The 26,741-nt window shown below is 55.2% G+C and carries 26 protein-coding genes; 13 read left to right on the forward strand and 13 right to left on the reverse strand.

Annotated features, from left to right (window positions below; genetic code table 11):
- The 4 genes from KHQ28_RS02595 to fdhE form a co-directional block, all read left to right on the forward strand.
- Positions 1-1,550: molybdopterin dinucleotide binding domain-containing protein (locus KHQ28_RS02595; protein WP_323131602.1), on the forward strand; the 1,550-nt coding region annotated here is incomplete at its 5' end.
- 12 nt (positions 1,551-1,562) lie between these two features.
- On the forward strand, positions 1,563-2,465 hold the full coding sequence (gene fdxH / locus KHQ28_RS02600; protein WP_002882822.1) for a formate dehydrogenase subunit beta: 903 nt from the start codon (positions 1,563-1,565) through the stop codon (positions 2,463-2,465).
- Positions 2,462-3,097 (forward strand): formate dehydrogenase cytochrome b556 subunit, encoded by a 636-nt coding sequence (gene fdoI, locus KHQ28_RS02605; RefSeq protein ID WP_002882818.1) that lies wholly within the window; start codon positions 2,462-2,464, stop codon positions 3,095-3,097. The genes fdxH and fdoI overlap by 4 nt, the downstream gene beginning before the upstream one ends.
- On the forward strand, positions 3,094-4,023 hold the full coding sequence (fdhE, locus tag KHQ28_RS02610) for a formate dehydrogenase accessory protein FdhE (RefSeq protein WP_004150358.1): 930 nt from the start codon (positions 3,094-3,096) through the stop codon (positions 4,021-4,023). The genes fdoI and fdhE overlap by 4 nt, the downstream gene beginning before the upstream one ends.
- 173 nt (positions 4,024-4,196) lie before the next feature.
- On the opposite strand, the gene KHQ28_RS02615 is transcribed toward fdhE, so the two are convergent.
- Positions 4,197-4,580 carry a type II toxin-antitoxin system VapC family toxin gene (locus KHQ28_RS02615; RefSeq protein WP_002882817.1) on the reverse strand — a complete coding sequence of 128 codons (384 nt, stop codon included), beginning with the start codon at positions 4,578-4,580 and terminating at the stop codon, positions 4,197-4,199.
- Positions 4,580-4,822, reverse strand: coding sequence for a CopG family transcriptional regulator (locus KHQ28_RS02620; RefSeq protein WP_004150355.1), 243 nt, complete (start codon positions 4,820-4,822; stop codon positions 4,580-4,582). The genes KHQ28_RS02615 and KHQ28_RS02620 overlap by 1 nt, the downstream gene beginning before the upstream one ends.
- A 204-nt stretch (positions 4,823-5,026) precedes the next feature.
- Here KHQ28_RS02620 and KHQ28_RS02625 point away from each other — a divergent pair, with 204 nt between their 5' ends.
- Entirely contained in the window at positions 5,027-5,944 is a 918-nt protein-coding gene (locus tag KHQ28_RS02625; protein ID WP_032418237.1) for an alpha/beta hydrolase, read from the forward strand.
- A 13-nt stretch (positions 5,945-5,957) separates the two neighbouring features.
- Here the strand turns inward: KHQ28_RS02625 and fabY are convergent, their stop codons facing one another.
- The 5 genes from fabY to typA all read right to left on the reverse strand — a co-directional run bounded on the left by fabY (position 5,958) and on the right by typA (position 10,790).
- Positions 5,958-6,899 (reverse strand): fatty acid biosynthesis protein FabY, encoded by a 942-nt coding sequence (gene fabY / locus KHQ28_RS02630; protein ID WP_004178031.1) that lies wholly within the window; start codon positions 6,897-6,899, stop codon positions 5,958-5,960.
- A gap of 44 nt (positions 6,900-6,943) precedes the next feature.
- Entirely contained in the window at positions 6,944-7,381 is a 438-nt protein-coding gene (dtd, locus tag KHQ28_RS02635) for a D-aminoacyl-tRNA deacylase (RefSeq protein WP_002882809.1), read from the reverse strand.
- Positions 7,378-8,238 carry a virulence factor BrkB family protein gene (locus tag KHQ28_RS02640; protein ID WP_004146232.1) on the reverse strand — a complete coding sequence of 287 codons (861 nt, stop codon included), beginning with the start codon at positions 8,236-8,238 and terminating at the stop codon, positions 7,378-7,380. The genes dtd and KHQ28_RS02640 overlap by 4 nt, the downstream gene beginning before the upstream one ends.
- Positions 8,232-8,831, reverse strand: a complete 600-nt coding sequence (gene yihX, locus KHQ28_RS02645; RefSeq protein ID WP_004151865.1) for a glucose-1-phosphatase — start codon at positions 8,829-8,831, stop codon at positions 8,232-8,234. The genes KHQ28_RS02640 and yihX overlap by 7 nt, the downstream gene beginning before the upstream one ends.
- 135 nt (positions 8,832-8,966) lie before the next feature.
- A complete protein-coding gene (gene typA / locus KHQ28_RS02650; RefSeq protein ID WP_002882755.1) occupies positions 8,967-10,790 on the reverse strand; it encodes a ribosome-dependent GTPase TypA in 1,824 nt (607 codons plus the stop codon).
- Positions 10,791-11,168: 378 nt separating this feature from the next.
- Here typA and glnA point away from each other — a divergent pair, with 378 nt between their 5' ends.
- From glnA to KHQ28_RS02670, 4 genes are all read left to right on the forward strand, one after another.
- Positions 11,169-12,578 (forward strand): glutamate--ammonia ligase, encoded by a 1,410-nt coding sequence (gene glnA / locus KHQ28_RS02655; RefSeq protein ID WP_002882753.1) that lies wholly within the window; start codon positions 11,169-11,171, stop codon positions 12,576-12,578.
- 188 nt (positions 12,579-12,766) lie between these two features.
- Positions 12,767-13,816 (forward strand): nitrogen regulation protein NR(II), encoded by a 1,050-nt coding sequence (gene glnL, locus KHQ28_RS02660; RefSeq protein WP_004146229.1) that lies wholly within the window; start codon positions 12,767-12,769, stop codon positions 13,814-13,816.
- 8 nt (positions 13,817-13,824) lie between these two features.
- On the forward strand, positions 13,825-15,234 hold the full coding sequence (gene glnG, locus KHQ28_RS02665) for a nitrogen regulation protein NR(I) (RefSeq protein ID WP_002882749.1): 1,410 nt from the start codon (positions 13,825-13,827) through the stop codon (positions 15,232-15,234).
- A gap of 110 nt (positions 15,235-15,344) precedes the next feature.
- Positions 15,345-15,455 (forward strand): YshB family small membrane protein, encoded by a 111-nt coding sequence (locus KHQ28_RS02670; RefSeq protein ID WP_004152951.1) that lies wholly within the window; start codon positions 15,345-15,347, stop codon positions 15,453-15,455.
- A 35-nt stretch (positions 15,456-15,490) separates the two neighbouring features.
- Here the strand turns inward: KHQ28_RS02670 and hemN are convergent, their stop codons facing one another.
- Complete coding sequence (gene hemN / locus KHQ28_RS02675; RefSeq protein WP_002882745.1) at positions 15,491-16,864, reverse strand: oxygen-independent coproporphyrinogen III oxidase; 1,374 nt, start codon at positions 16,862-16,864, stop codon at positions 15,491-15,493.
- A gap of 188 nt (positions 16,865-17,052) precedes the next feature.
- Positions 17,053-17,559 (reverse strand): Der GTPase-activating protein YihI, encoded by a 507-nt coding sequence (yihI, locus tag KHQ28_RS02680; protein WP_032418238.1) that lies wholly within the window; start codon positions 17,557-17,559, stop codon positions 17,053-17,055.
- A gap of 583 nt (positions 17,560-18,142) precedes the next feature.
- Between yihI and yihA the strand changes: the two genes are divergently transcribed.
- A complete protein-coding gene (gene yihA / locus KHQ28_RS02685) occupies positions 18,143-18,775 on the forward strand; it encodes a ribosome biogenesis GTP-binding protein YihA/YsxC (RefSeq protein ID WP_002882734.1) in 633 nt (210 codons plus the stop codon).
- 347 nt (positions 18,776-19,122) lie between these two features.
- Here yihA and polA read toward each other — a convergent pair whose 3' ends face one another.
- A complete protein-coding gene (polA, locus tag KHQ28_RS02690; RefSeq protein ID WP_004187937.1) occupies positions 19,123-21,915 on the reverse strand; it encodes a DNA polymerase I in 2,793 nt (930 codons plus the stop codon).
- 396 nt (positions 21,916-22,311) lie between these two features.
- Here polA and KHQ28_RS02695 point away from each other — a divergent pair, with 396 nt between their 5' ends.
- Complete coding sequence (locus KHQ28_RS02695; protein WP_004150336.1) at positions 22,312-23,211, forward strand: acyltransferase; 900 nt, start codon at positions 22,312-22,314, stop codon at positions 23,209-23,211.
- Between the two features lie 48 nt (positions 23,212-23,259).
- Here the strand turns inward: KHQ28_RS02695 and dsbA are convergent, their stop codons facing one another.
- The 3 genes from dsbA to KHQ28_RS02710 form a co-directional block, all read right to left on the reverse strand.
- Entirely contained in the window at positions 23,260-23,883 is a 624-nt protein-coding gene (gene dsbA, locus KHQ28_RS02700; protein WP_004146224.1) for a thiol:disulfide interchange protein DsbA, read from the reverse strand.
- A gap of 27 nt (positions 23,884-23,910) precedes the next feature.
- Positions 23,911-24,897: a serine/threonine protein kinase gene (locus KHQ28_RS02705; protein ID WP_002882726.1), complete on the reverse strand. Its 987-nt coding sequence runs from the start codon at positions 24,895-24,897 to the stop codon at positions 23,911-23,913.
- A gap of 75 nt (positions 24,898-24,972) precedes the next feature.
- Positions 24,973-25,242 (reverse strand): YihD family protein, encoded by a 270-nt coding sequence (locus KHQ28_RS02710; protein WP_002882612.1) that lies wholly within the window; start codon positions 25,240-25,242, stop codon positions 24,973-24,975.
- Positions 25,243-25,313: 71 nt separating this feature from the next.
- On the opposite strand from KHQ28_RS02710, the gene mobA reads away from it, so the two are divergent.
- A complete protein-coding gene (mobA, locus tag KHQ28_RS02715; RefSeq protein ID WP_004178039.1) occupies positions 25,314-25,895 on the forward strand; it encodes a molybdenum cofactor guanylyltransferase MobA in 582 nt (193 codons plus the stop codon).
- Positions 25,892-26,398, forward strand: coding sequence for a molybdopterin-guanine dinucleotide biosynthesis protein MobB (gene mobB, locus KHQ28_RS02720; RefSeq protein WP_002882596.1), 507 nt, complete (start codon positions 25,892-25,894; stop codon positions 26,396-26,398). Before mobA ends, mobB begins: the two co-directional genes overlap by 4 nt.
- The last annotated feature ends 343 nt before the right edge of the window (positions 26,399-26,741 follow it).

The raw sequence follows: 26,741 nt of genomic DNA on the forward strand, positions 1-26,741 counted from the left end.
ATCCGAAGTTCTTCGTCTCCATGATGAAAGCCTTCTTCGGCGACAAAGCCACCGCGGAAAACAGCTGGGGCTATGACTGGCTGCCGAAGTGGGATAAGAGCTACGACGTTCTGCAGTACTTCGAGATGATGAATCAGGGCAAAGTGAATGGCTATATTTGCCAGGGCTTTAACCCGGTCGCCTCGTTCCCGAACAAAAACAAGGTCGTCGCTTCCCTGTCGAAGCTGAAGTTCCTCGTGACTATCGACCCGCTCAATACCGAAACGTCCACCTTCTGGCAAAACCATGGTGAGTCGAACGATGTCGATCCGGCGAAAATCCAGACCGAAGTGTTCCGTCTGCCCTCCACCTGCTTCGCCGAAGAGAATGGGTCTATCGTCAACTCCGGCCGCTGGCTGCAGTGGCACTGGAAAGGCGCGGACGCCCCGGGGATCGCCGTCACCGATGGTGAAATTCTCGCCGGTATCTTCACTCGCCTGCGTAAGATGTATGCCGAAGAGGGTGGCCCGGCGCCGGAGCCGGTGCTCAACATGACGTGGAACTACTCCACGCCACACGAGCCGGCATCGGAAGAAGTGGCGATGGAAAGCAACGGTAAAGCGCTGGCGGATATCACCGACCCGGCAACCGGCGCGGTGATCGTCAAGAAAGGCCAACAGCTGAGCTCCTTTGCGCAGCTGCGAGATGATGGCACCACCTCCAGCGGCTGCTGGATCTTCGCCGGGAGCTGGACGCCGGAAGGTAACCAGATGGCGCGCCGCGATAACGCCGATCCATCCGGTCTCGGCAATACCCTGGGCTGGGCCTGGGCCTGGCCGCTCAACCGCCGCATCCTCTATAACCGCGCCTCCGCGGACCCGCAGGGTAAACCGTGGGATCCGAAGCGTCAGTTGCTGAAATGGGACGGCGCCAAATGGGGCGGCGTGGATATTCCGGACTACAGCGCCGCCGCGCCTGGCAGCGACGTCGGTCCGTTTATCATGCAGCCGGAAGGGATGGGCCGTCTGTTCGCTATCGACAAGATGGCGGAAGGACCGTTCCCGGAACACTACGAGCCGTTTGAAACGCCGCTCGGAACCAACCCGCTGCACCCGAACGTGGTCTCTAACCCGGCCGCTCGCGTCTTCAAAGGCGATCTCGAGCAGATGGGTAAGGCCGAGAAGTTCCCGTACGTCGGCACCACTTACCGTCTGACCGAGCACTTCCACTACTGGACCAAGCATGCGCTACTTAACGCCATCGCCCAGCCGGAACAGTTCGTGGAGATCGGGGAAAAACTGGCGAATAAGCTCGGCATCGGCCACGGCGATACCGTGAAAGTTTCCTCCAACCGCGGCTATATCAAAGCCAAGGCGGTGGTGACCAAACGTATTCGCACGCTGAAAGTTGACGGTAAGGATATCGATACCATCGGCATTCCTATTCACTGGGGCTATGAGGGCGTGGCGAAAAAAGGCTTTATTGCCAATACCCTGACGCCGTTCGTCGGTGATGCGAATACGCAGACGCCGGAGTTCAAAGCTTTCCTTGTGAACGTGGAAAAGGTGTAACGGAGACGACTTATGGCTTACCAATCGCAAGATATTATTCGTCGTTCCGCGACTAACGGTTTCACCCCCGCGCCTCAGGCGCGGGACCACCAGCAGGAGGTGGCGAAGCTTATCGACGTCACCACCTGTATCGGCTGTAAAGCCTGTCAGGTGGCCTGCTCCGAATGGAACGATATTCGTGATGAAGTCGGTCACAATGTCGGGGTGTATGACAACCCGGCGGACCTGACCGCCAAGTCATGGACGGTCATGCGCTTCTCGGAGGTGGAACAAAACGACAAGCTGGAATGGCTCATCCGCAAGGATGGCTGCATGCACTGCGCGGACCCGGGCTGCCTGAAGGCCTGCCCGTCAGAAGGCGCGATCATTCAGTACGCCAACGGCATTGTCGACTTCCAGTCCGAGCAGTGCATCGGCTGCGGCTACTGTATCGCCGGCTGTCCGTTCGATGTACCGCGTCTGAACCCGGAAGACAACCGCGTCTACAAATGTACCCTGTGCGTAGACCGCGTGACCGTCGGCCAGGAGCCTGCCTGCGTGAAAACCTGTCCGACCGGCGCAATCCACTTTGGCTCCAAAGAGGATATGAAAACGCTGGCCGGCGAACGCGTGGCTGAGCTGAAAACCCGCGGTTATGACAATGCGGGCCTGTACGATCCGGCCGGCGTCGGTGGCACCCACGTCATGTACGTGCTGCACCATGCCGACAAGCCGAATCTGTACCACGGCCTGCCGGAAAACCCGGAGATCAGCCAGACCGTCAAGTTCTGGAAAGGCATCTGGAAACCGCTGGCGGCCGTCGGCTTCGCCGCGACCTTCGCAGCCAGTATCTTCCACTACGTCGGCGTCGGTCCGAACCGCGCGGAAGAGGAAGAGGACAATCTGCATGAAGAGAAAGACGAGGTGCGCAAATGAAAAGACGTGACACCATCGTGCGCTACACGGCGCCGGAACGCATCAACCACTGGGTCACCGCCTTCTGCTTCGTCCTGGCGGCGGTGAGCGGGTTAGGCTTTTTCTTCCCGTCCTTTAACTGGCTGATGCATATCCTCGGCACGCCGCAGCTGGCGCGAATTCTCCACCCGTTCGTCGGGGTGGTGATGTTCGCGTCGTTTATCATCATGTTTTTCCGTTACTGGCATCACAACCTAATCAATCGGGATGATATCTTTTGGGCGAAGAATATTCGTAAGATCGTCGTCAACGAGGAGGTGGGCGATACCGGGCGCTATAACTTCGGCCAGAAATGCGTATTCTGGGCGGCGATTATCTTCCTGGTACTGCTGCTGGTGAGCGGTGTGATCATCTGGCGTCCGTATTTTGCGCCGGCTTTCTCAATCCCGGTGATCCGATTTGCGCTGATGCTGCATTCATTTGCCGCAGTGGCGTTAATTGTGGTTATCATGGTGCATATCTACGCCGCCCTCTGGGTGAAAGGCACCATTACCGCGATGGTGGAAGGCTGGGTTACCAAAACGTGGGCGAAGAAACATCACCCGCGCTGGTACCGAGAGGTCCGCCAGAAACAGGAAAAGTCATCTGAATGAGTATTCGCATAATCCCGCAAGACGAGCTGGGTTCGAGCGAGAAACGCACGGCGGAAGCAATTCCGCCGTTACTGTTCCCCAGGCTGAAAAATCTGTATAACCGCCGCGCTGAACGCTTGCGCGAGCTGGCCGCTAATAACCCGCTAGGCGATTACCTGCGCTTTGCCGCGCTGATTGCCCATGCCCAGGAAGTAGTGCTGTACGACCATCCGCTGCAGATGGATCTCACCGCCCGCATTAAAGCGGCCAGCGAACAGGGCAAGCCGCCGCTGGATATCCACGTCCTGCCGCGCGACAAGCACTGGCACAAGCTGTTGCACTCGCTGATTGCCGAGCTGAAGCCGGAGATGAGCGGCCCGGCGCTGGCGGTCATTGAGAATCTGGAAAAAGCCTCTGAGCAGGAGCTGGAGCAGATGGCCAGCGCGCTGTTTGTTTCCGATTTCGCCTCCGTCAGTAGCGACAAAGCGCCGTTTATCTGGGCTGCGCTGTCGCTCTACTGGGCGCAGATGGCCAGTCTAATCCCAGGAAAAGCGCGCGCGGAATACGGCGAACAGCGCCAGTTCTGCCCGGTGTGCGGCTCGATGCCGGTCTCCAGCATCGTGCAAATCGGCACCACTCAGGGGCTGCGCTATCTGCACTGCAACCTGTGCGAAACTGAGTGGCACGTAGTACGCGTCAAGTGCAGCAACTGCGAGCAGAGCCGCGACCTGCACTACTGGTCGCTGGACAACGAGCAGGCGGCGGTGAAAGCCGAAAGCTGCGGCGACTGCGGAACCTACCTGAAGATTATGTATCAGGAAAAGGATCCGAAAGTCGAAGCCGTCGCCGACGATTTGGCCTCCCTGGTGCTCGACGCCCGCATGGAACAGGAGGGCTTCGCCAGAAGCTCAATTAACCCGTTCATGTTCCCCGGCGAAGGGGAGTAAGTTCTGCAGTATGATTTCGGGCGGCTCTTGTCGCCCGTTTTCCTTCTTGTGACACGAACGTGCTCAGGGATTATTCACACGCGTCACTGACCGTTATCAGAGGCCAACCTTTGGCTGGAGATATTCGTTTCAGACGAGTTTATCGCTCACTTGTCGTCCTCCTGCCACTCGAATTATTCAGGGTGGATTTCGTACGGCGTGACTACGCCAGGAATACCGGCAAAATCCTTCGTATTCCGCGTAATTAGTTCCAGACGATGGAGTTGCGCCGTCGCCAGAATGATGGCATCCGGCAGCTTAAGCTTATACTCCTGCCGCAGCGCAACGCTTCGCTCTGCAATATCCTGTGAGATGTTAATGATATTAAAGGTGCTCAGCGCCATTCGCGTGCGCTGCTCCTGGTGATATTTTTTAGCGCCAACCATCACCTCCATCCAGGTAATCAGACTGATCGCATTCTGCGGTGGCCAGGCCTCCAGCGCCTGTTTGGCTTCGCGACGCCCGCTAAATAAATCAATAAGAATATTGGTATCAAAAAGCGCAGATCCGGAGGTCATTACCACTCCTTGCGTAGCTGACGTTGATATTCCATGCCGTCTTCTTCGCAGTCTTGCCACAGACCCAGCGCACTGGAGATGGTATCTTTAGCTCGATCTTGTTTCTCCAGATATTGTTCAACCGCTTCACGTAACAGTTCCGCTCGCGGAATGTTACGCTGCACTTTGAGGTCATCGAGACGTTGAATGACATCGTCTGATAAATCGAGAAGAATTCTGCCCATATCCCTTTCAGCCATCATGCTCATATATACCTCAAGTATATCACCAGTGATGAAGTTATGAGCAATCTACAGCTTTTGAAATCGGAAACAAACAGGATTTTGTCAGGTAAACTCTTTTTTGCGAGCCGCTTTCCATAATGCACAGGCGACCTCAACAGGCCTGTCTTTTCGCCATAATCCAGGCTATAACACTGGATATTAAAACAGTACAAGGAACTTCATATGGCGCTGGAAAAAGGGATTGCTTCGCTGGTTGAGGCATTTATTGCGGCAGGTCGTCCGTCATCACGCGATCAGCATATTGATGATCGGAGGGCCGGCTATATCGCCAGTGCGGTACTCGCCGGGGAGACGGAAACGCGAGTGCGGGTGGAGGATATCACCCTGGAGGGTATGCACTTCCGCGTCGTTTCACCGCCCACAGCCGACGGCCTGCTACCCACGCTTATCTACTACCACGGCGGCTGTTTTGTCAGCGGCGGCTTTACCACCCACGATAACCAACTCCGTCAGTTAGCCATGTTCAGCGGTTGCCGGGTGATCGCTGTACAGTACCGCCTGGCGCCGGAGCATACCTTTCCGGCGGCGCACGATGACGCAGAACAAGGTGTCATGATTATCCACCGGCACGCGGAGCAGCTTGGCGTTGACGCATCACGTATCACCCTGGCTGGCGACAGCGCCGGCGGGCACCTCGCTCTGGTCACGGCCCTGCGCCTGAAAGCGGCGGGAGCATGGCAACCTGCACAACTGATCCTGATTTACCCGATGCTCGACGCTACCGCCAGCATGGCAAGCTACGCCAGCAACGGCGAGGATTACATCATTACCCGGGACACGCTGCTTAGCGGCTACGAAATGTATTTAGCGGCCACACCCGCTACCCATCCGGATGCCTGCCCGCTCTGGCGCGAAGATTTTAACGGGCTGCCACCGGTACACATTCTGACGGCGGAGTTCGATCCTTTACATGATGAGGGCGAAGTGCTGTACCGAAGGCTGACGGAGCAAGGGGTGGAGAGTTCCTGTCAGCGCTATCTGGGGGTGATCCACGGCTTCTTTCAGCTGGGAGGCGTCAGCAACGCCGCGCGTGATGCCATGCGGGATATCGCCTGGCGTGTGGCATCGCCAGGACGATAACTGCCGCAGGCGCTTACTCTTCCTCGTTGCCGCCCTCTTCGTACGAGCCAAAGGGCTTCGCCGGCAGCACGATGTAGATCCCCTCGAAAACGGCGCCCTGTTTATCGTCGCCAAAAAGCTCCACCTGCATTTGCACGCGGGCTTTACGCCCGCGCGCCAGTCGGTCGAGATCGCCGCTCAGAGAACCGAGGTCGGCGATGGCGCTGGGGCGGCCGCTAATAGGCTGGCTGTAGCGGATATGCGCATCCGCCAGAATAATGGTGCCTCCCAGGTGCCGCTCGCGCAGCATCAGCCAGATAAGCCCCCATCCGGTTAAGGTAGCGAGCGAAAACAGGCTGCCGGCGAACAGCGTATGGTGCGGATTCTGGTTCCCCGCCTCCGGCATGGTGGTAATAAATTTCTGCCCGGTGTACTGCTGAATACGTACGCCCATTTTTTCACTCAGCGGAATATGCTGATACCACGCCTGCTGGAGCTGTGCGCACCAGTCGCCGCGGTGCAAAATATCGTCCAGCGACGCGACCGGTTTGATCATCAGAAAATGACGGATCGGCGTGGTGGTCGGGGTGGTGATCTCACCCTGATTGACAAATCCGAGCTTGGCGAAAAATTCCACCGCATCTTCGCGCGCGCTGCAGGTAACCCGCTTAACCCCTTCCTGACGCGCGACGGACTCCAGGGTCATCGCCATCAGCGTACCCAGCCCTTTATCCTGCACCGAGGGATGCACAGCCATAAAGCGGATGGAGGCTTCATTCTCCGCATTGATATATAGCCGGCCGACGGCAACCAGGTTGCCCTCTTCATCCACTACCATCTGATGATGCGCCATCGCATCCCAGGCGTCACGTTCCGATCCCTTAGGCTGATGCAGCGGCTTACGCAGCATCTCCCAGCGGAACTGGTAGTAGCTCTCTAACTCTTCTGCTGTTTGCGGTACACGAAGGTGATACATAGTCGTACTCTCTTTTGTTACCCGCAGCCTGCCCGGAAGCTGGGTCATACCTGCAACCAAAAGGTCACGGGACCATCATTGACCAAAGAAACCTGCATATCCGCAGCGAATCTTCCGGTCTGGGTGTGCATTTCCTGCTGGCGACAGCGGGCGACGAAATACTCATACAGCGCCTCAGCGCGGTCAGGGGCAGCGCCTTTCGAGAAGCTCGGTCGCATCCCCCGCTCGGTATCGGCCGCCAGCGTAAATTGCGAAACCACCAGCACGCTGCCGCCCGCCTGCTGGACATTCAGGTTCATTTTCCCTTCCGCATCACTGAAGATGCGGTAGCCCAGCACGCGTTCACAAAGGCGATTCGCCTTTTGTTCATCATCGTCTTTCTCGACGCCCAGCAGCACCAGAAGCCCCGGGCCAATTTCGCCCGTCACCTCGTCCGCCACGGTAACGCTTGCACGGGATACGCGTTGAATTAATGCAATCATGGTTGTTCTGTTTCTTCTGTTTTAAGTTTGCGGTATTCACCGAGAGTGACAGTAATTTCAGCGCCAAGCAAGACGATACACCAGGTCCAGTACACCCAGACGAACAAAATCGGCACCACCGAAATCACGCCATAAATTAGCTGATAGGACGGAAAGGTGGTGATATAGAGGGCAAACGCCTTTTTACCTGCCTCAAACAGCAGCGCCGCCACCAGCGCCCCGATCACCGCGTCGCGGTTACGTACCTGGGTAGTCGGTACAATACTATAGAGCAGCCAGAACGCTGCCCAGGAGAGGATCAGCGGAAATAGGCGGAGCAGATTATCAATTACGCCGTCCAGGTCGCTTGCCCAGCGCAGCGACAGCAGATAGGAACTGATCGCCAGGCTGGCGCCCGCCAGCAGCGGGCCGAGGGTCAGGATCATCCAGTAAACGGCAAAGGAATAAACTTTGGGGCGGCTGCGCGTGCTGCGCCAGATGGTGTTTAGCGCGCTGTCGATCGAGTACATCAGCAGCAGCGAGGTGACGATCAGGCCAAAGGCGCCTACGGCGGTCATGCGGCTGGAGTTGGCCACGAACTGCTCGATATATCCCTGGATTACATCCCCGGTCGCCGGAATAAAATTGGCGAAGATAAAATGACGGATCTGCACGCTGACTTCGGAGAACATAGGAAAGGCCGCAAACAGCGCGAACACGACGGCAATCAGCGGCACCAGGGACAGTAATGACACATAGGCGAGGTTCCCCGCCAGGGTGGTCATATGGTCTTCATCAATGCGCCGCCACAGCAGCTTTAGCCACGCCAGCAGCGGCCGGGTATGGTGGAGTAATTTTTGATGAACGGTTTTTAGCATAGCTGTTTCGCGAAATAGTCAGGGATGGTCTCCTTACCAGTCACCAGGATACTGGTGATCCCCAACCGGTTGGCCCCTGCTATATTATCGACGTTATCATCAAAAAAGACCGTATCTGCGGCGGAAAACCCCTCTTCTTCCAGTACTCGCAGATAAATTTGCGCTTCAGGCTTACGCAATCCCATCTCCTGCGACAGATAAATGCGATCGGCGGCCGCGCGCACTTCCGGGTATTCATCGGGCCAGAACGTGGTGTGCAGACGATTGGTATTGGAGAGCACCACCACCCGATGCCCCTGGGCACGAAGTTTATGCATGATGGTAATCACCTCCGGGCGCAGCGCGACAAACACCGCCTGCCAGCCGTGAGCAAACTGTTCATAGCTGAGGGGCATATTCATTTCATGGCACATGGCGGCGGCAAAGTCTTCATCGCTGAGCTCGCCGCGCTCATGCTGATGGAAAGCCTCACCCATGGTGAAATGCTGCTTCAGCGTCGCCAGCGGGATGCGGGTTAAATCGCTCCAGGCTCCCAATACCCGGTTGAAGTCAATGTCGACAATCACATTACCTAAATCAAAGATATAGAGCATTTTTGTCTCCTTCCGCGCCGTGGAAAATTAACTTTAGCGGGAAAGGCTGGATTTGACTATTGGCGTGTGATGCAGGAATGAAAAAAAGAAACCCCGCCGGAGAGGCGGGGTTTAGCGAACAACAAGAAGAAAAAATTACTCTTCTTTTGCACCGCGCATCGCGCGTTTACGGTCGTTCTCGGTCAGGTGACGTTTACGGATACGGATAGAGGTCGGAGTAACTTCTACCAGTTCGTCGTCATCGATGAACTCCAGAGCCTGCTCCAGGGTCATCTTAACCGGCGGAACCAGAACCGTGGCTTCGTCAGTACCAGACGCACGCATGTTGGTCAGTTTCTTACCGGTCAGGCAGTTTACCGTCAGGTCGTTGGAACGGCTGTGAATACCGATGATCTGGCCTTCGTAAACTTCAGCGCCGTGGCCGAGGAACAGCTTACCGCGATCCTGCAGACCGAACAGCGCGAACGCTACCGCTTTACCCTGACCGTTGGAGATCAGTACGCCGTTGTTACGCTGGCCCACTTCGCCCGGACGAACGTCGTCGTAGTGGCTGAAGGTGGAGTACAGCAGACCGGTACCGGAGGTCATGGTCATGAACTCTGAACGGAAGCCGATCAGACCGCGGCTTGGGATCACGTAGTCGAGACGTACGCGGCCTTTACCGTCCGGATTCATGTTTTTCAGGTCGCCTTTACGCTCGCCCAGCGCCTGCATGACAGAACCCTGGTGCTGCTCTTCGACGTCCAGCGTCACGTTCTCGAACGGCTCTTGTTTACGGCCGTCGATTTCGCGGAAGATAACTTTCGGACGGGAAACCGCCATCTCGAAACCTTCACGACGCATGTTTTCAATCAGAACGGACAGGTGCAGTTCACCACGGCCGGAAACGCGGAACGCATCAGCGTCTTCGGTTTCTTCAACGCGCAGCGCCACGTTGTGCACCAGCTCTTTATTCAGACGGTCCAGGATCTGGCGAGAGGTAACGAACTTACCTTCTTTACCGCAGAACGGAGAGGTGTTGACGTTGAAGAACATGGAAACGGTCGGCTCATCAACGGACAGGGCCGGCAGCGCTTCGACATTCTGCGGGTCGCAGATGGTGTCGGAGATGTTCAGCTCGCCCAGACCGGTGATCGCGATGATGTCGCCAGCTTCAGCTACGTCGCTCTCAATTCGCTCCAGACCCAGGTGAGTCAGCACTTTACCGACTTTACCGTTACGGGTTTTGCCTTCGCTATCGATGATAGTGACCTGCTGGTTCGGCTTCACTTTACCGCGCTTGATGCGGCCGATGCCGATAACACCAACGTAGTTGTTGTAGTCCAGCTGGGAGATCTGCATCTGCAGCGGACCGTCAAGATCAACGTCCGGCGCCGGCACGCGATCGACAATCGCCTGGTACAGCGGGGTCATGTCGTCAGCCATGTCTTCGTGATCCAGACCCGCGATACCGTTCAGCGCGGACGCGTAAACGATCGGGAAGTCCAGCTGTTCGTCGGTCGCATCGAGGTTAACGAACAGGTCGAACACCTGATCGACAACCCAGTCCGGACGCGCGCCCGGGCGGTCAACTTTGTTGATGACCACGATCGGCTTCAGACCGTGGGCAAAAGCTTTTTTGGTCACGAAGCGCGTTTGCGGCATCGGGCCATCAAAGGCATCTACCACCAGCAGCACAGAGTCAACCATGGACATAACACGCTCAACTTCACCTCCGAAGTCGGCGTGCCCTGGGGTATCAACGATGTTGATACGGTAATCATTCCATTTGATTGCGGTGTTTTTCGCGAGGATGGTAATCCCACGCTCTTTCTCCAAATCGTTGGAGTCCATCACACGTTCTTGTGCTTCAGTACGTGCGTCGAACGTACCGGATTGCTGTAGCAGCTTGTCAACCAGGGTAGTTTTACCATGGTCAACGTGCGCGATGATGGCGATATTACGCAGATTTTCGATCACAACTTTGCCTCAGGCATTAGAAATAGCGCGTTATTGTACACGTATTAAGCGAAGGACTGAACAGGATCACAAACATCCTCCGCAAACAAGTATTGCAGAGTTTCTTTGTGACCGCTTTCACGGAGCGATAAAAGGGCACCGTAACAAAAATTGCACCAAAATGGTGCTCAATGTTCACACTGAAGCACTATTTTGGTGCATTATCTCCATCATGGTGCAGTCCTTTTGCACTATGGTGCGCATGATACAGCGTTTTATGGGGCATTTAAAAGTTGGCACAGATTTCGCTTTATATTTTTTAAGGCAACAACGCCACTTTTAAGCAGTATGAAGTTTTCGTTACCACGACGACAATGACCAATCCGGGAGAGTTTAAGTATGTCCGCTGAACACGTTTTGACGATGCTGAACGAGCACGAAGTGAAGTTTGTCGATCTGCGCTTCACCGATACCAAAGGTAAAGAACAGCACGTCACGATTCCGTCTCATCAGGTAAATGCCGAATTCTTCGAAGAAGGCAAAATGTTTGATGGCTCCTCGATTGGTGGCTGGAAAGGTATCAACGAATCTGACATGGTCCTGATGCCGGACGCGTCCACCGCGGTCATTGACCCGTTCTACGAAGAACCGACCCTGATCATCCGCTGCGATATCCTCGAGCCAGGCACCCTGCAGGGCTATGACCGTGACCCGCGCTCCATCGCGAAACGCGCTGAAGAGTACCTGCGCGCCACCGGCATCGCTGATACCGTCCTGTTCGGGCCAGAACCAGAATTCTTCCTGTTCGACGACATCCGTTTTGGCGCCTCTATCTCCGGCTCCCATGTCGCGATCGATGACATTGAAGGTGCGTGGAACTCCTCTACCAAATACGAAGGCGGTAACAAAGGTCACCGTCCGGGCGTGAAAGGGGGTTACTTCCCGGTTCCGCCAGTAGACTCTTCTCAGGACATCCGTTCCACCATGTGTATGATCATGGAAGAGATGGGTCTGGTTGTTGAAGCCCATCACCATGAAGTAGCAACCGCAGGTCAGAACGAAGTGGCAACCCGCTTCAATACCATGACCAAAAAAGCGGATGAAATTCAGATTTACAAATACGTTGTTCACAACGTCGCTCACCGCTTTGGTAAAACCGCGACCTTTATGCCGAAACCGATGTTCGGCGACAACGGCTCCGGCATGCACTGCCATATGTCTCTGGCGAAAAACGGGACCAACCTGTTCTCCGGCGACAAATACGCCGGTCTGTCTGAGCAGGCGCTGTTCTACATCGGCGGCGTAATCAAACACGCTAAAGCCATCAACGCCCTGGCGAACCCGACCACCAACTCCTACAAGCGTCTGGTCCCGGGTTACGAAGCGCCGGTTATGCTGGCTTACTCTGCCCGTAACCGCTCTGCCTCTATCCGTATTCCGGTGGTGACCTCTCCGAAAGCGCGTCGTATCGAAGTGCGCTTCCCGGACCCGGCTGCCAACCCGTACCTGTGCTTTGCGGCGCTGCTGATGGCTGGCCTTGATGGTATCAAGAACAAAATCCATCCGGGCGAAGCAATGGATAAAAACCTGTATGACCTGCCGCCGGAAGAAGCGAAAGAGATCCCGCAGGTTGCCGGTTCTCTGGAAGAAGCCCTGCAGGCCCTGGATGCTGACCGCGAGTTCCTGACCGCTGGCGGCGTGTTCACCAATGACGCTATCGATGCCTACATCGCCCTGCGTATGGAAGAGAACGACCGCGTACGCATGACTCCGCATCCGGTTGAGTTCGAACTGTACTACAGCGTCTAATTTTGCTGTAAATCCAGGGTATGTCGTGTTGTGGCGCGAGATGCCCGGGATATTTTGTTGCCGTGGAAACTTTCAGCCCATCTCAGGATGGGCTTTTTTCTCCACCAACACGCTGATCTCGCGAGCTTTTTACCGATAAAAAGCTATACTGCACTAAATTGGTGCACTCATTTTCAGGAGACTGTCGAATGGCAACAGGCACACTGCCCGATGCTGGGCAGATCCTTAACTCCCTTATCAACAGTATTTTACTGGTCGATGATGACCTGGCGGTGCACTTTGCCAACCCTGCGGCGCAGCAGCTGCTGGCGCAGAGCTCGCGCAAACTGTTTGGCACCCCATTACCTGAGCTGTTGAGCTATTTTTCGTTGAATATCGGGCTGATGCAGGAGAGTCTGCAGGCGGGCCAGGGATTTACCGATAACGAAGTGACGCTGGTTATCGATGGCCGTTCGCACATCCTGTCGTTGACCGCCCAGCGGCTGCCGGAAGGCTTTATTCTGCTGGAAATGGCGCCGATGGATAATCAGCGCCGCCTGAGCCAGGAGCAGCTGCAGCATGCGCAGCAGGTCGCCGCTCGCGACCTCGTCCGCGGCCTGGCGCATGAGATAAAAAACCCGTTAGGCGGCCTGCGCGGCGCGGCCCAGCTGCTCAGCAAAGCGCTGCCCGACCCGGCGCTAACGGAATATACCAAAGTGATCATTGAGCAGGCCGACCGGCTAAGAAATCTGGTCGACCGCCTGCTCGGACCACAGCATCCGGGCATGCACGTTACCGAAAGCATCCACAAAGTCGCCGAACGGGTAGTTAAACTGGTTTCCATGGAGTTGCCGGACAACGTGAAGTTGATCCGCGATTACGACCCCAGCCTACCAGAGCTACCCCACGACCCGGATCAAATTGAACAGGTGTTGCTGAACATCGTCCGTAATGCGCTGCAGGCGCTGGGGCCGGAAGGGGGCGAAATTATTCTTCGCACCCGCACCGCTTTCCAGCTGACGCTGCACGGGGTGCGTTATCGCCTCGCCGCCCGCATCGACGTTGAAGATAATGGCCCGGGTATTCCGCCCCATCTCCAGGATACGCTGTTCTATCCGATGGTCAGCGGCCGCGAAGGCGGTACCGGCCTGGGCTTATCTATCGCCCGTAGCCTTATCGATCAGCACTCCGGCAAAATTGAATTCACCAGCTGGCCGGGTCATACCGAATTTTCGGTATACCTGCCTATTCGGAAGTAGAGGTGTTTATGCAACGAGGGATAGCCTGGATCGTTGATGACGATAGCTCCATCCGCTGGGTGCTTGAACGCGCGCTCACCGGAGCCGGCTTGAGCTGCACAACGTTCGAAAGCGGCAATGAGGTGCTAGATGCCCTCACCACCAAAACCCCGGATGTACTGCTGTCAGATATCCGTATGCCGGGAATGGATGGTCTGGCGCTGCTCAAACAGATTAAGCAGCGCCATCCAATGCTTCCGGTCATCATAATGACCGCGCATTCCGATCTGGACGCCGCGGTCAGCGCTTATCAGCAGGGCGCGTTTGATTATTTGCCCAAACCTTTTGATATCGATGAAGCCGTCGCCCTCGTCGACCGGGCGATAAGCCACTATCAAGAGCAGCAGCAGCCGCGAAATGCGCCGATAAGTAGCCCAACCGCCGACATCATCGGCGAAGCGCCAGCTATGCAGGATGTCTTTCGCATTATTGGCCGCCTGTCGCGCTCATCCATCAGCGTGCTGATCAATGGCGAATCCGGTACCGGTAAAGAGCTTGTCGCACATGCCCTGCATCGCCATAGTCCACGCTCAAAAGCGCCGTTTATCGCGCTGAATATGGCGGCGATCCCCAAGGACCTGATTGAGTCCGAGCTGTTCGGCCATGAAAAAGGAGCCTTTACCGGCGCCAATACCGTCCGTCAGGGTCGCTTTGAACAGGCTGACGGCGGTACGCTGTTCCTGGATGAAATTGGCGATATGCCGCTTGATGTCCAGACTCGTCTGCTGCGCGTGCTGGCGGATGGTCAGTTTTATCGCGTGGGCGGTTACGCGCCGGTCAAGGTCGATGTGCGGATCATCGCCGCTACCCACCAGAACCTGGAACAGCGCGTGCAGGAGGGGAAATTTCGTGAAGATTTGTTCCACCGCCTGAACGTCATCCGGGTGCATTTACCGCCGCTGCGTGAGCGCCGGGAAGATATTCCACGCCTGGCCCGCCATTTTCTGCAGATAGCCGCCCGCGAGCTCGGCGTTGAAGCCAAACAGCTGCATCCGGAAACGGAGACAGCGCTGACCCGCCTGGCGTGGCCAGGCAACGTCCGTCAGCTGGAAAACACCTGTCGCTGGCTCACCGTCATGGCCGCCGGCCAGGAGGTGCTGACGCAGGATCTGCCGAGCGAACTGTTTGAGACCACGATTCCTGATAGCCCAACGCAGATGCAGCCTGACAGCTGGGCGACGCTGCTGGGTCAGTGGGCCGATCGGGCGTTGCGATCCGGTCATCAAAACCTGCTCTCAGAAGCGCAACCCGAAATGGAGCGCACGCTGCTAACGACCGCCCTGCGCCATACTCAGGGGCACAAGCAGGAGGCTGCGCGCCTGCTGGGATGGGGACGTAATACCCTGACGCGTAAGCTAAAAGAGTTGGGTATGGAGTAGGGTTCAACAGCATGATGAAAAATAGCCGATCGGCGCAAAGTGCTGCTATTTTGTACTTTACTGTTCCGATGAGTTGAGTATGATCGTCCCCGGCATTAGGGGAGAGCATCATGTTTGAATCACTGGTGAGTATGATATCGAGCGGCGCCGCTGCGAGTCACACGCCACAAACGGCAGTCGCTGCCGTGCTGTGCGCTGCGCTGGTCGGGCTGTTCAGCTAATTGTTCCCCCTCTCCTGCGGGAGAGGGGGAAAACATTAAATAACCCGTGAGAACTGCTGCATCCGGGCCTTTTGCCGTAGGTAGGCATCAAAGCACATACAGATGTTGCGGATCAGCAGGCGGCCTTTCGCCGTCACCTGAATGACCTTATCATCCACAGCCACCAGCCCGTCATGCGCCAGCGGCGCCAGCAGCTTCAGATCCTCGGCGAAATAAGACGCAAAATCCACGTCCCACTGCGCCTCGACCGCCGCGATATCCAGCTGGAAGTTACAGATCAACGCTTTAATCACGTCGCGACGCAGACAGTCATCGCGAGTTAACGCGATCCCGCGCCACAGGGCGTTCCCTTGCTCTGCTACCTGCTGGTAGTACTGCTTGAGCTCTTTTTGGTTCTGGGCGTAGCTGTCGCCAATCATGCTGATCGCCGAAACGCCCATCCCCAGCAGATCGGTATCGCCCTGAGTGGTGTAGCCCTGGAAATTACGATGCAGTACGCCGTGACGTTGCGCGACCGCTAATTCATCATCGGGACGGGCGAAATGGTCCATGCCGATAAACTGATAGCCTGCCGTCGTCAGCGAGCCGATGGTTTCCTGCAGGATCTCCAGCTTCTGCTCAGCGGAGGGCAGATCGGCATCTTTAATCTTCCGCTGAGCGGCAAAGAGCGTGGGCAGATGCGCATAGTTAAACACGCTCAGGCGGTCAGGATTGAGCTCGGCGACCTTTTGCAGGGTAAAGGCGAAGCTCTCCGGCGTTTGCTTCGGCAGGCCATAAATGAGGTCGATATTGGTCGAGGTAAAACCAATCTCCCGCGCATGGTTGAGCAAATCAAAGATGAACGCTTCGTCCTGCTCACGGTTAACCAGACGCTGAACCTCTTTATTGAAGTCCTGTACGCCCATACTCAGGCGGTTGAAACCCTCAGCGCGTAAATGATCGAGGACATCCAGCTCGATTTCACGCGGATCGACCTCAATGGAGATCTCGGCTTCCGCGCTGAAATGGAAATGGCTGCGCAACAGATCCATCAGGCGACTGATTTGCGCCTTATTGAGATAAGTTGGCGTGCCGCCCCCCCAGTGCAGTTGCTTCACCTGGCGAGTGGCAAACAGCGGCGCGCGGTGGATGATCTCCTGTTCAAGGACATCGAGATATTGATCGGCCTTATGCTGCTGGCGGGTGACTATCTTATTGCAGCCGCAGAAATAACACAGCTTATGGCAAAACGGGATATGCACGTACAGCGACAGGGGACGCTGTGGGTAACGGGCCACAGCGGCATCGAATTCCGCCGCGCCAAATTGCGGTGAAAACTCCAGCGCGGTGGGATACGAGGTATAGCGCGGCCCGGAATAGTTATATTTCTGGATCAGGGCCAGATCCCAGTCGATTATCTGCTCAGACATGCTCACTCCTTCCGATGGTGCCGCCGACGGGTACGCCGTCCCGGCCCCACCGCACCGCGGGTCATGAGCCGGTTGCGCAGCCATTTCTGACGCCGCGACAACCGTCGTAGTTTAACGAATAACCACAGCAGATAACATATAACCAGAAGGGTTATAAGGAGTACCGGGAATCCGATGGGATGCAAATGTTAGTTTCCACCCTTCAGCAGACGCATCATATCTTCCTGACGCTCTTCCTCTTCTTCATCTTCATCATCGTAAGAGAGGCCGAGCTGCTGCATCAGCTCATCAATGCGATCCAGTTTGGCGTCCACCCAGCCCTGCTCTTCAGCATTCAGGGTGCCGCCCTCTTCCAGACGTTCCAGCAGCGCGTCCAGGCGCTCATCATTCTCCAGCAACTCCAGCTCAGCCTGCGGTGAAAGCATAGGTTTCTCGCTCTTTGGTTTATGCTGCTTGGGGGCTGGAGCGCTGCTTTCGCTCACGCCCAGCGGGATCGGTTTTTTGCTACCCACGCGCGGATCTTGCGCCTGACGCTGTTTTTTACCCGCCGAAGCCGCATCGCCGCCGTTCGCGCGACTGCCTGCCGCGTGGCCACGATGTTTCTTCTGCCGTTTGCGATCGCGAGCTTCCTGATTTAACTCTTCACGCGACTTGCGGCCGGATTTGCCACGGGTGGCGGATGTCGGTTTTTTCATGATGTGTAATCTTCAGACAGTAGTATTCAGTATAGAATTGAGGCGGAATCTAGCAGAAAGCAAGCAAAGAAAAAAGGCGACAGATTACTCTGTCGCCTTTTTCCTCACTGACCACCCTTAACGGGCTCTTCTTTCCCTGTTCGCTAACGACTCACCCTGTCTTTCCCTTAGCGTCCAACGGTCCCTGTTTCTTCCTTTTCCCTGTAAAACGTCTCCAAGACGCGCGTCATCCTGACTATCCTGTGGTCTTCGCCTCCTGGCGCTTCCTGACTCCTCGTCCTGAGTCCTAATCCTTTCAGCATCCCCGCCGTTGTGTATTACTTTACCTTGTTGACAAAAATCGACAACCAGTCTGGCAGTTAAAAATCTATTTTCAGAATTCTCTATTTCTATAATTGATTAATTTTCAACACGTTAAATATGGTTTGTCTTATTTTCCTCAGGTATGTCCTATACAAAGAATAGTCAATGTCTCACAAACCATATGGTTTTTACTTACAGGAACGGCGTGCGGTAAAAACAGCCTTTTTCTGCTGTTCAGGTATAATCCCTGCCATAGCCTGTTTTAACGGAGACGACCGTCTTGACCAACTGGAATTATCAACTGACGCACTTTGTCACTAGCGCGCCAGATATCCGCCATCTTCCTGCCGATACCGGTATTGAAGTGGCGTTCGCCGGCCGCTCCAACGCGGGAAAATCCAGCGCGCTGAATACGCTGACTAATCAGAAGAACCTGGCGCGTACCTCCAAAACCCCGGGGCGTACGCAGCTGATTAACCTGTTCGAAGTCGCTGAGGGCAAGCGCCTTGTCGACCTGCCCGGCTATGGTTATGCGCAAGTACCCGAAGAGATGAAGATCAAGTGGCAGCGCGCGCTGGGGGAATACCTGGAAAAACGTCTGTGCCTGAAGGGTCTCGTGGTGCTGATGGACATACGTCATCCGCTTAAAGATCTCGATCAGCAGATGATCGAATGGGCGGTAGAGAGCGATATTCAGGTGCTGGTACTGCTCACCAAAGCCGATAAACTCGCCAGCGGCGCGCGTAAAGCGCAAGTGAATATGGTGCGTGAAGCGGTACTGGCCTTCAATGGCGATGTCCAGGTTGAACCCTTCTCTTCGCTGAAAAAATCTGGCGTCGATAAGCTGCGACAGAAGCTGGATAGCTGGTTTAACGAAATCCCGCCGCAAGAAGCCGTCGAAGACGCCGAGTAACCCCCGCTTTTTCCGGATAACGGCGCGTAGCGCCCTATCCGGACGTTCATACTACGTTGTTTTCACAGCCTAAAACTTTTCTTTCGCGCAATAAAAAACGCCCCGGTCATAAATGACCGGGGCGGCTAAAATATTCAGCCAAATCCGATTACGTGAAGTAAAAGGTCTGAAAGATAGAACATCTTACCTCTGTACCCTACGCGAATAACTTTACTCTTCTTTCGCTCACGGATAAAGCATTTTTTGTAGTTTTTTTTCACTATTTACATAGCAAATTCAAATGATCCTCACAAAACTCTATAAGTTATGTTGCTTACTTACAGAAAATCGCGTTGCGCTTTGTATACTTAGTGCGCTTGATCCCAGTTTTCGCCGCTGCCCACTTCCACCAGCAACGGTACCGCCAGCGTAGTGCTGTTCTCCATCAGTTCGTGGATCTTTTTCGATACGGCATCGAGCTCATCCTTATGCACTTCAAAGACCAGTTCATCGTGAACCTGCATGATCATCCGCACGCGAGGTTTCTCGCTCCGCAGCCATTCATCAACGGCAATCATCGCCCGCTTGATAATATCCGCAGCCGTCCCCTGCATCGGGGCGTTAATCGCCGCACGCTCCGCGCCGGCACGACGAGCGCCATTGCTGGACTTGATATCCGGCAAATAGAGTCGACGGCCATCCAGCGTTTCAACATACCCTTGCTCCTTCGCCTGTGCGCGGGTGCGCTCCATATACTCCAGGACGCCCGGATAACGCTCGAAATAAAGATCCATGTACTTCTGCGCTTCTTTACGCGGGATGTTCAGCTGGCGGGCCAGGCCAAAGGCGCTCATGCCGTAGATCAGACCGAAGTTGATGGCTTTCGCACTGCGCCGCTGTTCGCTGCTGACGCTGTCCAGCGGTAAGCCAAATACTTCAGCCGCCGTCGCCCGGTGAATATCCTTCCCTTCCGCGAAGGCGGTCAGCAGGCCTTTATCCCGCGACAGGTGCGCCATAATGCGCAGCTCGATTTGCGAGTAGTCCGCCGAGACAATGACGTAATCTTCCGGCGCGATAAACGCCTGGCGAATACGGCGCCCTTCTTCGTTACGCACCGGAATGTTTTGCAGGTTTGGATCGGTAGACGACAAACGGCCGGTGGCGGTGACCGCCTGATGATAGGAGGTATGCACGCGGCCCGTTTTGGGGTTAATCATCAGCGGCAGCTTATCGGTATAGGTAGACTTCAGCTTCGCCAGCCCACGATACTCCAGAATCACTTTCGGCAACGGATAATCGAGCGCCAGCTCTTCCAGCACCTCTTCAGAGGTGGACGGCGCACCGCCCGGCGTCTTCTTCAGCGGCTTGATACCCTGTTTTTCAAACAGGATCGTTTGCAGCTGTTTGGTGGAGGAGAGATTAAACGCTTCCCCGGCGATCTCATGTGCCCGCTGCTCCAGCTCAACCAGGCGCTGGGCAATTTCCTGCGAGTGCGCATGCAGCACGGCGGGGTCGATTTTAACGCCGTTGCGCTCAACGCGAGACAGCACCGGCACCAGCGGCATTTCAATGTGCTGGAAGATATTCAGCGGGCCTTCATGCTGCTGTAGCTTCGGCCACATCTTCAGATGCAGCTGGAGCGTAACGTCGGCATCTTCCGCCGCGTAGCGACCAGCCTCTTCCAGCGCAATCTGGTTAAAGGTGAGCTGATTCTTACCTTTACCAGCGATCTCTTCGAAGGTAATGGTTTTATGTTTCAGCCAGCGGTCGGAAAGACTGTCCATATCGTGGCGGCCCGCCACGCTGTCGAGAATGTAAGACTCGAGCATGGTATCGAACGCAATCCCGCGCAGCTCAATGTCGTAATTAGCCAAAATGCCGCGATCGTATTTGAGATTTTGCCCGACCTTGAGCACCTTCTCATCCTCCAGCAGCGGTTTAAGCAGCGTCAGCACGCGCTCGCGCGGGATCTGATCCGGCGCATCAAGGTAATCATGCGCTACCGGGACATAGGCGGCCACGCCTGGCTCAACAGCGAATGAAAGACCAACCATGTTGGCGGAGATGTTATCCAGGCTGTCGGTTTCCGTATCAAAGGCAAAGAGCGGCGCCTGCTTCAGCTTATCGATCCAGGTGAGCAGCGTAGCCTCATCAAGGATAGTGACATAATGCTCTGCTGAAAGTGCAGTAGCGGCTTCAACCTCTTCTTCCGCTTCTGCCGCTGCTGCAGGCACTGCAGGTTTCGCAGCCGGTTTGCCCCCCTTAGCCTGCAGCCATTTTCCGGCCTCAACGTCGGTGGTCCAGCGCTTAAATTCATACTGTCTGAACAGCGCCAGCAGATCGTCTGCCGCCGGCGGCTGCACCTCCAGCTCTTCGCAGGTGAGCTCCAGCTCGACGTCGGTTTTGATGGTCGCCAGCTGATAAGAGAGATAAGCCACGTCCTTGTTCTGCTCGAGCTTCGCCGCCATCGTTTTCGCGCCGCGGAAGCTCAGTTCAGCGATCTTCTCCGGTTCCGCATACAGCGTATCAAGGCCGCCGAGGCCTTGCAGCAGCGCCTGGGCGGTCTTTTCGCCCACGCCCGGCACGCCGGGAATGTTATCCGAGGAGTCGCCCATCAGCGCCAGGAAATCAATAATCAGCTCCGGCGGGACGCCGTACTTAGTAACCACCTCATCCGGTCCGAGGATAGTGTTGGTCATGGTATTGATCAGGGTGATGCCCGGCGTCACCAGCTGGGCCATGTCTTTATCGCCGGTGCTGATCAGGACTGGGCGACCTGCCCTTTCCGCTTCCCGCGCCAGGGTGCCAATCACATCGTCAGCTTCGACGCCCGGGACAGCCATCAGCGGCAGCCCCATCGCTTTCACCATCTTATGCAACGGCTCAATCTGCGCGCGCAGATCGTCCGGCATCGGCGGGCGGTGAGATTTGTAATGCTCGAACAATTCATCACGGAAGGTTTTCCCTTTCGCATCAAAGACCACGACGGCATGAGTCGGTTGATACTGCAGTATCAAACTGCGCAGCATATTCAGTACGCCGTACATAGCCCCGGTGGGCTCCCCTGCGCTGTTAGTCAGCGGCGGAAACGCATGATACGCCCGATAAAGATAGGAGGAGCCGTCAACGAGGATGAGAGGGTTTTCTGGGATCTGAACCATAATTTCCGTGCCTGTTTATCAGATTATGGATAAAGGATGCCACAGACGGGCATGAAATCCTGAATTTTTCCCGCAATTCGCGGAAAAGATTCAACGATCGTCGCGATCGCGCGACAACTTAGCTTGTGGATAACTTTGTGCATAGTTTTACAACGTCAGCTTATCCGCCCCTGAAAATAAATGAATAAATAGTATTATTTACTATTTATCAACCACTTAAAAACAGATCAACGATCCTGGCATTAATTTGATGACCTAATCTTCCATGTGGATAGAAGATCCTTGTTTTTTTCTGTTCTGGTAAGACCCGTCATTTGCCGCGTTTTCTGGTAAAATCAGCCTCTTGCGCAGCTTAAAGGCGCTCTTTGTCAGCCTAACTTTCTGAATAAACTAACTATGTCGAGATTACTCGCTGCGATAACACTTCCGCTGAGTATCGCCTTAACCATCTTAGTCACCATTATCTGCTCTGTACCGATCATCGTCGCCGGGCTGATTAAACTGCTGGTCCCCATTCCAGCGGTATGGCGCTCTATATCCGTTTTTTGCAATTTTATGATGTACTGCTGGTGCGAAGGGCTGGCGCTGCTGTTGCATCTCAATCCCTGGCTAAAATGGGACGTCCAGGGTCTGGAAGGCCTGAACAAAAAGAACTGGTATCTGCTGATCAGCAACCACCACAGCTGGGCAGACATCGTGGTGCTATGCGTGCTGTTCCGCAAGCATATTCCGATGAATAAGTACTTCCTTAAACAACAGCTGGCGTGGGTACCCTTCATTGGCCTCGCCTGCTGGGCGCTGGATATGCCTTTTATGCGCCGCTACTCGCGCAGCTATCTTATTCGTCACCCGGAGCGCCGCGGTAAAGATGTCGAAACCACCCGCCGTTCGTGTGAAAAATTTCGCGCGCATCCGACGACTATCGTCAATTTTGTGGAAGGCTCGCGTTTTACCGAAGAAAAAAAGCGCGAAACGCGCTCTCCTTACCACAACCTGTTACCGCCGAAAGCCGCTGGTATCGCCATGGCGCTCAACGTACTCGGTTCGCAGTTCGATAAACTGCTGAACGTCACGCTGTGCTACCCGGATAATCATACAAGACCATTTTACGATATGTTAAGCGGCCGCCTGACGCGCATTGTGGTCCGTATCAATCTGGTCCCTATTGGCGAAGAGCTGCACGGCGATTACGTTAACGATAAGAACTTTAAGCGCAGCTTCCAGCGCTGGCTGAATGGCCTATGGGAAGAGAAAGACCGTCAGTTGACTGACATCATGAGGGACAAAGAGCGGTAGCTATTGCAAAACAGATAAAGTAACGCCGGTCAGTGACCGGCGTTTTTTTTATTTCTTCTCTACCAGTTGCTTCACGGTATCCGCATACTGAGCGACGAAGACATCCATATTGCTGGTGTCCATCCCCTGCGGATTCAGCTGGTATTTACCATTAACATACATAGCCGGTACGCCCTGCAGCTGCAGATCGGCTGCCGCTTTCTCTTGCTGAGCGACCAGAGATTTCACCACGAAGCTATTCCATGCGGCATCGTAGTCTTCCCCTTTCACGCCAGCGTCGACAAACACTTTACGAATGTCAGCCACACTCTGCACAGTCTGGTTTTTCTGCACGGCTTCGAACATCGGCGCAGTAATTTTGTCTTCAACGCCCAGCGCGATGGCCACCGCCCATGCCTGCGTCAGATCCTTGCCCAGCGGACCCAGGAACTCAACGTGGTATTTGGTCATTTTAGTGCCTTCCGGCAGTTTCTGGCGCACATTGTCAGAGACATGCAGCACTTCTTCAAACTGGTAGCAGTGCGGGCAGTAGAACGAAAAGAACTCGAGCACCTGCGGCTCGCCAGCAATCGGCTTATCAAGGGTGATGTACTGCTTGCCGTCGGTGATCTGGGCAGCGGATGCACTAAAAGCCAGAATCATACCAGCCAGCGCCAGCCAAACTTTTTTCATGATTTACTCTCTCCTGGATATATCACATTAATACATTGGCGTTAACTGAAGCGGGGGTTCCTGTAGAACCTTCACCTGCTCAAGAAAAGTCGACGTCTGCCCCCGCCAGTAATCCTCCCCGGTTAACCAGGGGAAATTGACCGGGAAAGCGGGATCGTCCCAGCGTCTGAGCAACCACGCCAGATAATAAACCAGTCGCATAGCGCGTAAAGGTTCAATCAGCGCGATTTCATCGCTGTTAAAGGGGCTGAATTCCTCATAGGCCTCGACAATAGTCTCCAGCTGCATACGCTGTTCAGCCTTATCGCCGTTGAGCAGCATCCACAGATCCTGAATCGCCGGGCCGGTACGCGCATCGTCTAAGTCGACAAACAGTGGTCCGTCGCGCCAGAGGATATTACCGGCATGGCAGTCACCGTGCAGGCGCAACGTGTTCCCGCGGCCGTGCCATTGCTCCATGACGGCAGCAATGAGTTTATCGGTCGCCTTCAGGAAATCGGCCTTCAGGCCAGAGGGGATCAGCGTCGCCTGCTCAAACACCTGACGCGGTTCCAGCAGGTACTCCTGCACGCCAATTTCCGGGCGGGCAGTAAAGCGCTGTTTGCAGCCCGTCTGGTGCAGGCGCCCCAGATAGCGGCCAACCCATTCCATCTGATCAAGGTTATCCGCTTCGAACTGACGACCGCCAAGGCTTGGGAAAACGGCAAAGTAGAATCCCTGATGCTGATGAAGCGTGCTGTCATTAAATAAGAGCGGCGCAGCAACGGGCACTTCATCTTCTACAAGCTGAAGCGCAAACTGGTGTTCTTCAAGGATCTGTTCTGCGGACCAGCGCTCAGGACGATAGAACTTTACCACATAGCGATGGCGCTCTTCGTCCTGGAACTGATAAACGCGGTTCTCATAGCTGTTTAGCGGGGTGAGGCCGGAGTCCACCCGCATACCCAGATCGAATAACCCATCGATAATGGTATCCGGGCGAAGCGTCTGAAAAGTAAAAGCCTTATCGTGCATCCTGACATCCGATAATCGTACGAATAGTTCAGGATATCATCTCATTGCACTTTACGCGGTAGCGCTTACAACCTTTTACTCTTTTATTACCCCGCGGGCGCGCAGCAGCGCGGTTTTAAAGTCCTCTTCATAATCCTTCTGAATACCCGGGATGACAGCATCTTTGGAAGAGTCGCGCATCTTCAGGTGATAGATCAGAATATCGTCGGAAAGATCGCTCAGTTCGCCATCATAGCCGGCCTCTTTCGCCAGCTTCTGCAAAAATTGCATCAGGTTCAGTTCAGGCTCTTTTTGCCAGGCTGGCTGGAGGAGTTCAATTACTTCATTCAGACGTTTACATTTCATGGTCATGCTCCTTACTCTTGATAGGGACAAGTTAACAGGGTCAATCCCACAATGAAAGAGGCGATATTCATATGCAAAGCGAGGCGATAACCGGCGTCGTGCTGGCGGGCGGCAGGGCCACGCGGATGGGCGGCATTGATAAAGGATTACAGGCGCTAAATGGTCGCCCTCTCTGGCGACACGTCGCGGAAGCATTAGCCCCGCAGGTAGATGAGTTAGTCATTAGCGCCAATCGTCATCTTGAACAGTGGCGTGCCAGCGGATATCCGGTCTTTCGAGACATACAGGAGGGTTATCAGGGGCCGCTGGCCGGAATGCTTGCTGTGATGCAGCAGGTCGCGAGCCCATGGTTTGTTTTTTGCCCCTGCGACACGCCGTTCATTCCGTCCTTTTTGGTGGAGCGCTTTATCCAGCAGAGAGGGGACGCACCGGTCGTTTGGGCCCATGACGGCGAACGGGATCATCCTGCCGTTGCATTAGTTCATCGTCAAATCATTCCGGAACTGGAGGCTTATCTGGCACATGGAGAGCGCAGGGTGATGGTTTTTATGCGACAAATGGGTGGGCGCCCGGTGAATTTCAGCGATGTGAAAACTGCTTTCATTAATGTAAATACGCTCGAAGATTTGCAGCAGATGCAGGAGCCATCATGATCCCATTACTGGCGATCGCCGCATGGAGCGGTACCGGAAAAACAACATTATTAAAGCGTCTTATCCCTGAGCTTTGCGCTCTAGGATTACGCCCGGGACTGATAAAGCACACCCATCATGATATGGACGTGGATAAGCCGGGCAAAGATAGCTATGAACTGCGTAAGGCGGGCGCTGCGCAAACTATTGTCGCCAGCGAACAGCGGTGGGCATTGATGACCGAGACGCCAGAGAAGCCGGAATTAGATCTCACGTGGCTGGTCAGTCGAATGGATGCCAGCAAACTGGACCTGGTTTTAGTGGAGGGGTTCAAACATGAACCCGTGCCGAAGATCCTGCTTTTTCGGCAAAACAGCGGCCATCGTGTAGAAGAGCTGGTAATTGATGAGCATACCATCGCCGTGGCCAGCGATGTATCGATCGCGACATCACTTCCGCTGCTGGATTTAAATGATGTACCACAGATCGCGACATTTATTGTGAGTTGGTTAGAGAGGCAATAGTCATTTATCGACGGTGATATAGGAGGGATTTTCCCGGAGGCGGTGCTGCGCACCTTGTCCGGCCACAGGGACGTAGCCCCGTGTCGGATCCGTAGCCCCGGCAAGCGCAGCGCCACCGGGGAGGCATACCGGCACGCTGGCCGGACGACAGAAACGCAAAAAGCCCATCCGGCAGGATAGGCTCTTCACTTGTTTGATGCCTGGCAGTTTATGGCGGGCGTCCTGCCCGCCACCCTCCGGGCCGTTGCTGCGCAACGTTCAAATCCGCTCCCGGCGGATTTGTCCTCCTCAGGAGAGCGCTCACCGACAAACAACAGATAAAACAAAAAGCCCGGTCTTTCGA

Source organism: Klebsiella sp. 28, from assembly GCF_018223905.1.
Lineage (GTDB): Bacteria > Pseudomonadota > Gammaproteobacteria > Enterobacterales > Enterobacteriaceae > Klebsiella > Klebsiella pneumoniae.

Coding starts and splice junctions, on each gene's coding strand:
- fdxH (WP_002882822.1), top strand. CDS start 1,563: ATGGCTTACCAATCGCAAGATATTATTCGTCGTTCCGCGACTAACGGT.
- fdoI (WP_002882818.1), top strand. CDS start 2,462: ATGAAAAGACGTGACACCATCGTGCGCTACACGGCGCCGGAACGCATC.
- fdhE (WP_004150358.1), top strand. CDS start 3,094: ATGAGTATTCGCATAATCCCGCAAGACGAGCTGGGTTCGAGCGAGAAA.
- KHQ28_RS02615 (WP_002882817.1), bottom strand. CDS start 4,580: ATGACCTCCGGATCTGCGCTTTTTGATACCAATATTCTTATTGATTTA.
- KHQ28_RS02620 (WP_004150355.1), bottom strand. CDS start 4,822: ATGATGGCTGAAAGGGATATGGGCAGAATTCTTCTCGATTTATCAGAC.
- KHQ28_RS02625 (WP_032418237.1), top strand. CDS start 5,027: ATGGCGCTGGAAAAAGGGATTGCTTCGCTGGTTGAGGCATTTATTGCG.
- fabY (WP_004178031.1), bottom strand. CDS start 6,899: ATGTATCACCTTCGTGTACCGCAAACAGCAGAAGAGTTAGAGAGCTAC.
- dtd (WP_002882809.1), bottom strand. CDS start 7,381: ATGATTGCATTAATTCAACGCGTATCCCGTGCAAGCGTTACCGTGGCG.
- KHQ28_RS02640 (WP_004146232.1), bottom strand. CDS start 8,238: ATGCTAAAAACCGTTCATCAAAAATTACTCCACCATACCCGGCCGCTG.
- yihX (WP_004151865.1), bottom strand. CDS start 8,831: ATGCTCTATATCTTTGATTTAGGTAATGTGATTGTCGACATTGACTTC.
- glnA (WP_002882753.1), top strand. CDS start 11,169: ATGTCCGCTGAACACGTTTTGACGATGCTGAACGAGCACGAAGTGAAG.
- glnL (WP_004146229.1), top strand. CDS start 12,767: ATGGCAACAGGCACACTGCCCGATGCTGGGCAGATCCTTAACTCCCTT.
- glnG (WP_002882749.1), top strand. CDS start 13,825: ATGCAACGAGGGATAGCCTGGATCGTTGATGACGATAGCTCCATCCGC.
- KHQ28_RS02670 (WP_004152951.1), top strand. CDS start 15,345: ATGTTTGAATCACTGGTGAGTATGATATCGAGCGGCGCCGCTGCGAGT.
- hemN (WP_002882745.1), bottom strand. CDS start 16,864: ATGTCTGAGCAGATAATCGACTGGGATCTGGCCCTGATCCAGAAATAT.
- yihI (WP_032418238.1), bottom strand. CDS start 17,559: ATGAAAAAACCGACATCCGCCACCCGTGGCAAATCCGGCCGCAAGTCG.
- polA (WP_004187937.1), bottom strand. CDS start 21,915: ATGGTTCAGATCCCAGAAAACCCTCTCATCCTCGTTGACGGCTCCTCC.
- KHQ28_RS02695 (WP_004150336.1), top strand. CDS start 22,312: ATGTCGAGATTACTCGCTGCGATAACACTTCCGCTGAGTATCGCCTTA.
- dsbA (WP_004146224.1), bottom strand. CDS start 23,883: ATGAAAAAAGTTTGGCTGGCGCTGGCTGGTATGATTCTGGCTTTTAGT.
- KHQ28_RS02705 (WP_002882726.1), bottom strand. CDS start 24,897: ATGCACGATAAGGCTTTTACTTTTCAGACGCTTCGCCCGGATACCATT.
- KHQ28_RS02710 (WP_002882612.1), bottom strand. CDS start 25,242: ATGAAATGTAAACGTCTGAATGAAGTAATTGAACTCCTCCAGCCAGCC.
- mobA (WP_004178039.1), top strand. CDS start 25,314: ATGCAAAGCGAGGCGATAACCGGCGTCGTGCTGGCGGGCGGCAGGGCC.
- mobB (WP_002882596.1), top strand. CDS start 25,892: ATGATCCCATTACTGGCGATCGCCGCATGGAGCGGTACCGGAAAAACA.